4 protein-coding genes are annotated in these 4,907 nt (G+C 38.8%); 2 read left to right on the forward strand and 2 right to left on the reverse strand.

Going from position 1 to position 4,907, the window contains the following annotated elements; all coding sequences use genetic code 11:
- Nucleotides 1-49: 49 nt before the first annotated feature.
- Nucleotides 50-436, forward strand: a complete 387-nt coding sequence (locus KKH91_06585) for a hypothetical protein (protein ID MBU0952468.1) — start codon at nucleotides 50-52, stop codon at nucleotides 434-436.
- 327 nt (nucleotides 437-763) lie between these two features.
- On the opposite strand, the gene KKH91_06590 is transcribed toward KKH91_06585, so the two are convergent.
- Nucleotides 764-2,275: a recombinase family protein gene (locus KKH91_06590; protein ID MBU0952469.1), complete on the reverse strand. Its 1,512-nt coding sequence runs from the start codon at nucleotides 2,273-2,275 to the stop codon at nucleotides 764-766.
- A 523-nt stretch (nucleotides 2,276-2,798) separates the two neighbouring features.
- Between KKH91_06590 and KKH91_06595 the strand changes: the two genes are divergently transcribed.
- Nucleotides 2,799-3,623, forward strand: a complete 825-nt coding sequence (locus KKH91_06595) for a hypothetical protein (protein MBU0952470.1) — start codon at nucleotides 2,799-2,801, stop codon at nucleotides 3,621-3,623.
- Nucleotides 3,624-3,842: 219 nt separating this feature from the next.
- On the opposite strand, the gene KKH91_06600 is transcribed toward KKH91_06595, so the two are convergent.
- Nucleotides 3,843-4,673, reverse strand: coding sequence for an amidohydrolase family protein (locus tag KKH91_06600; protein ID MBU0952471.1), 831 nt, complete (start codon nucleotides 4,671-4,673; stop codon nucleotides 3,843-3,845).
- Nucleotides 4,674-4,907 lie beyond the last annotated feature (234 nt).

The following is a 4,907-nucleotide window of genomic DNA, read 5'->3' on the forward strand; positions in this document are numbered from 1 at the left end:
ATACCAATGCTATAGTTAGTATATGAAAATTGATATTTTGCTCGCGGAATTGGATAAATTAAATTTACCCAAAGACCAATACGCAATAACTAGCTCTGGTCCTTTAGCAATTAGAGGCATAAGAGAAGCTAACGACTTGGACCTTATTGTCACTCCAAAAGTTTGGAGGGCGCTCTCAAAAAAATATCCAGTCAAGAAAGAAGGGTTTGAAAGCATAGAAATTGGAAACATTCACATATTTTGGGAAGGCTCTTTCAATAAACAGTCCCCTATTGCGACAGTAATGGAACAGATTAACACAGCGGATGTGATAAAAGGTTATAGATTTGTTAATCTTAACCTGATCAAAAAATTCAAACTGCTTCAAGGAAGAGAAAAGGATAAAAGGGATTTGGAGTTGATAAAAAATTACGAATCAGCAAAGAACTATGGCTAAAGATTTTTCGAAGAATTTAGTAAAAGCATACAAGCATTGGGAAATTTATGTCCACGAAAACCAAGGGTATCTTGGGCGTTGTGTTGTTTGGTGCAAGCGAAAGGACGCTCTTGATTTAGCCGATGCAACACCAGAGGAACAAGCAGAGTTGTTTCTAGTTTTGCAGGACTTGAGAGAGGCGTCAAAAAGGGCTTTCCAACCTGATTGGTTTAATTATTCCTTTCTCGGAAATGATACTCGGCATTTGCACGGTCATTTCATTCCTCGCTACGCAAAACCAAAGACATTTGAGGATATTTTGTTTGAGGACAAATGCTATGGTCATAACTACAAAACTGACCACAGAAATGGAGAAAAAGGGTCGTCGGGAATGGCGCTCGCCACGCCCGCCCCCGCGGCGAGCGCTGCAAAGCCCTGTTTATATACGCAAAAAAGCCGCCGATTATTTAAAGAGTAGTCCGAGCCGACTTTTTTGGCGAAGAATGATAATTCTTCGCCATTATGTTTCGCGCGCGCGATTTTGGCCGCATCAGCGGCCACTTCTATAAATTCCCTCATTAGTCCGAGCCATTCACTTCCGTTTTTGGAAATACTCGTCATTTTCTCTTTCAACCTTATTTTTATTTCAACAAGCTTATTCTTTTTCTCTTGATAAACTTGGGGATCAATAATCTGTTCCAGATAGCCTTCAAGCAGACGATCAAGTTTTTGGTCAACCTGTTGAATCTCAAGAGAAAATTTTGCTGTTGTATTTTCACTATTTGTTTTTTCTTCCGTTTCTTCTTTGTTCAGTCTTTCCAGCCAAAGTGTAGCCCATGAAGCAGGTAATGCAGATTTAGCAACAATTGCTCGCAATTGTTGCTCTAAAAGCTCTTCCCGCAAATAGTTTTGTGAGCAGTCAGTTTTCTTTTTGGTACAACGGTAATAAATGTAATCCACATTTCCGCGGGTTGTGGGATAACACTTGTGTTTAACTTCGGCGGTGATGGCACAGCCACACTCCGCGCATTTTGCCAATCCCAAAAAAGTAAAATTGTGCTTTTTGTTTTTGGGATGTTCTCGATCTTCGAGAATTTTCTGGACTTTTCCGAATAGTTCCAACGAAATAAAAAGTTTATGCGTTCCTTCATAAGTTTCACCACCGAAGTTGATAATTCCAATGTAGAATTTGTTACTTAAAATTCGTTTGACTGTATCAAGGTGCAACATTTTTCCATTGTAACGGGTAACCCCAAATTTTTGAAAGAATCGGGAAATATCAGCAATAGAGCTTTCGCCTTCGGCGAAAAGCTCAAATACTTTTTTGACGATTTTTGATTTTACCAGATCAACTTCGATTGTCCGTAATCTCGGTTCGTTAAGATATCCGTAGGGCGCTTTATTGGGTAGAATGCCTTTTCGTAGTTTTTGCCTGTTTCCTCGTTTTACATTTTCGGACAGATTATCCACATAATATTTGGACTGACCAAAGGCGATTGAGAGCATAAATTTGCCTTGCGGAGTGTTATCAAACCAAAATGTGGGAAATTTTAGATCAAGGAGTTTTCCAGTATCGAGAAGGTAAACGATTTTTCCGCCGTCAACAGAATTTCTGGCTAAACGATCCGGGTGCCAACTCAAAATTGCGTTTGCTTCTCCTTTCTCGATTTTTTGGATAACTTCTTCAAAAACGGGTCTTCCCAAACTTTTGGCGGTACGGGATTCGGTTAAGAAGCAAACGATCTGCAATTTTTCTTTGGCGGCAAACTCTTTCAGTTCCTCAATTTGTGACTCAATAGACAAAACTTGTTTTTCTTTTTCATCCGTTGATTTTCGGCAGTAGGCAATATATTTGATCATGGTTTTGTATTTTTTCTTAAATTTTTGCGTTTTTCTTTTCTCTTTTTGTTATCCGGCGGCTTTTTTGCGTATATAAACAGGGCTTTGCAGCGCTCGCCGCGGGGGCGGGCGTGGCGAGCGCCATTCCCGACGACCCTTTTTCTCCATTTCTGTGGACTCTTTACGAAAAAATTCGGACTGAGTTTCAAAGGTAGCGCTGCGAGTGCCCCCACCCACTCGCAGCGCCATCTTCACGCTCGGCTTTCGGCCTCGTAAAAAGTCGGCTCGGAAAAATCATTTCTTAAAAAGAAATGATTACAAAGAAAAACGCAAAAATTTTAAAGAACTTTTATTTATAAACTTTAATGGCGCAACCAGTTGGATACAGATAAGAATTGCGTCTTACTGTCTGATTGCGCCATCAAAAAACGCAATTCCCAAAATCTGTATCCATACTCACTATACCAAAAAATAAAACAGAAAAACAAGTAGATGTAGATACTTGACTTCCGAAAATATGATATACTTTTTCTTGGAGGTAAAAATGGAAAATCAAATAAATGTTGGTGATCAAAATACCCAACAGATCGGTCAAAATCCGGTTGAACAGCCGATCCAAACCCCAGAAAAGCCTAGATTAAATTATTGGATGATTTCGATAATAGTGTTGGCATTATTATTTTTGGGGACATTAAGTTATTATGTGCTAGTCGTAAAAAGCCAGAGAATACAGCAGAGCTTGCCAACGCCGACCCGGCAGAAGCCAGTGTTTAGTCCGACCGTCTTCCCAACAACCGCACCAACAAACACCGGAATTCCAATACCAACAACTAGTGAGACAGGGGGCTGGAAGTTGTATCAGAGCGTTAAAGTTGGTTATAGCATCAAAGCACCACCAGGCTGGAAAGTTACTCCGAATGAGGATGATTCGCTTTTATCGGACCAAGATTATCTGACCAATATGACTTTAATGCCTGAAAGCGAGGGAGAAGGCATAATCGTAAATTCGGTAACTATTGCATTTCCAATTTCAATTCAAGGCCCACATAAAGAGTTAGGCAAACAATTTGAAAATGGATTAGAGGGCTTAGCTTTACCATCAAAAGATGAACCGTCATCTTGGTTTACAAAGCAAGAATCATCATATACCCAGGTTGACGGTCGCCGAGCACTAATAAAAGTGAAAGTTTATAAATCTACACCACCTGCAGGTTTTACTGGGGGATGGTGTGATTGTACACACAAGCATGTTTATATAGATCTCGGTAACGGTAAAATTCTTGATATATTGGGGTATTGGCAGAATAGCAATAAAGGGTTTGAAGGAATTTTCGATCTAATGATTTCTACCTTGAAATTTACGAAGTAAAAATCTTTTTGCTTTTTAAGCAAAAAGAAAAATCGCGCGCGCGAAACATAAGCGAGGCCGAAGGCCGAGCGTGAAGATGGCGCTGCGAGTGGGTGGGGGCACTCGCAGCGCTACCTTTGAAACTCAGTCCGAATTTTTTCGTAAAGAGTCCACAGTTTCTACACATCAGCTGAATTGTTAAATAAAGTTCGGGATAGATTGAAATCGGTTTTGTAATAGTTAGAGTATTCCTAGACGATAAACTCTGTTTGCGTTTCCAGCAAATATTTTAGCTTCCACCTTTTCCGCTAAGTTTAGAGATTTAATTAGATTTATATGGTCTTCTATTTTACACATAGGCCAATCAGTTCCAAATAAAACTTGATCCTCTCTATCGGTAATAGTTTTTGACAGGATTTCTTTTACAACACCCACACCCCCAGAAGCAGTGATAACTTCAGAATCCCCCATACCCGCTGTTTCAAAATATATATTGGGAATATTCTTTGTTATTTCGTAACAGTATTTCATTTTTGGCCAAAAATAATGTGTGATAATCACTTTTAGTTTTGGGTATCGTTTTGCAACTTTTACTATATGTTTAGGGTCGTTAAAACGAGCTACTTCAGAGTGTTTTGTATTAATACCTGTGTGGAAGATAACAGGAACATTTAAACTTTGGCATATTTCATAATAAGGGTTACATCTTTCATCAATGGGGTAGTAGTCATCATGTCCCGGAAAAAACTTTATACCTTTTACGACCTTGTTTTTAATAAGCTTTTCGTATTTATTTAGTTCGCTGCTCCCTCTTTGTAATATTTGGGGACTGCCAAGCAAGAAAAGTCTATCGTTTCCAGCAATAAGATTTCTCGCTTTATTAAGGTCGGCAATACGAGGGTCATTCTCAATGTTGTCAGGAATAACGATGGCATACCCAACACTATTCTTATTCATATCCGCAAGCAGTAACTTTAGCGTGTCCTCAAGGGAAGTGGCATCATTTTCGTATAAGGACAAATGTGTATGAGCGTCAATAATCCTCAATTTCAAAACCTCTTCAATTTTCATAAGTCGATTTTATCATAAAGACAATTTTATCCTCAAAAAAACTTACCCCAATGAAATTATTTGAAGACCGTATTTTTCGATATCTTTTTTCGACCAGAAAAGGTTATCTATTTTGAATTTAGCCACATACTTCACTTTTTTTGTGATTTCTCTGCCTGTATAGTTTTTTGTTTTTGCTGATTCTAAAAACAGCCATAGATTTTTTAGGCATCACTCCAAAGACATCTTGGACAT

Source organism: Elusimicrobiota bacterium (assembly GCA_018816525.1).
Taxonomy (GTDB): domain Bacteria; phylum Elusimicrobiota; class Endomicrobiia; order CG1-02-37-114; family XYA2-FULL-39-19; genus OXYB2-FULL-48-7.

Excerpts from the sequence above, each read along its gene's own strand:
- KKH91_06600 (MBU0952471.1), bottom strand. The coding sequence starts at position 4,673 with ATGAAAATTGAAGAGGTTTTGAAATTGAGGATTATTGACGCTCATACA.
- KKH91_06595 (MBU0952470.1), top strand. The coding sequence starts at position 2,799 with ATGGAAAATCAAATAAATGTTGGTGATCAAAATACCCAACAGATCGGT.
- KKH91_06590 (MBU0952469.1), bottom strand. The coding sequence starts at position 2,275 with ATGATCAAATATATTGCCTACTGCCGAAAATCAACGGATGAAAAAGAA.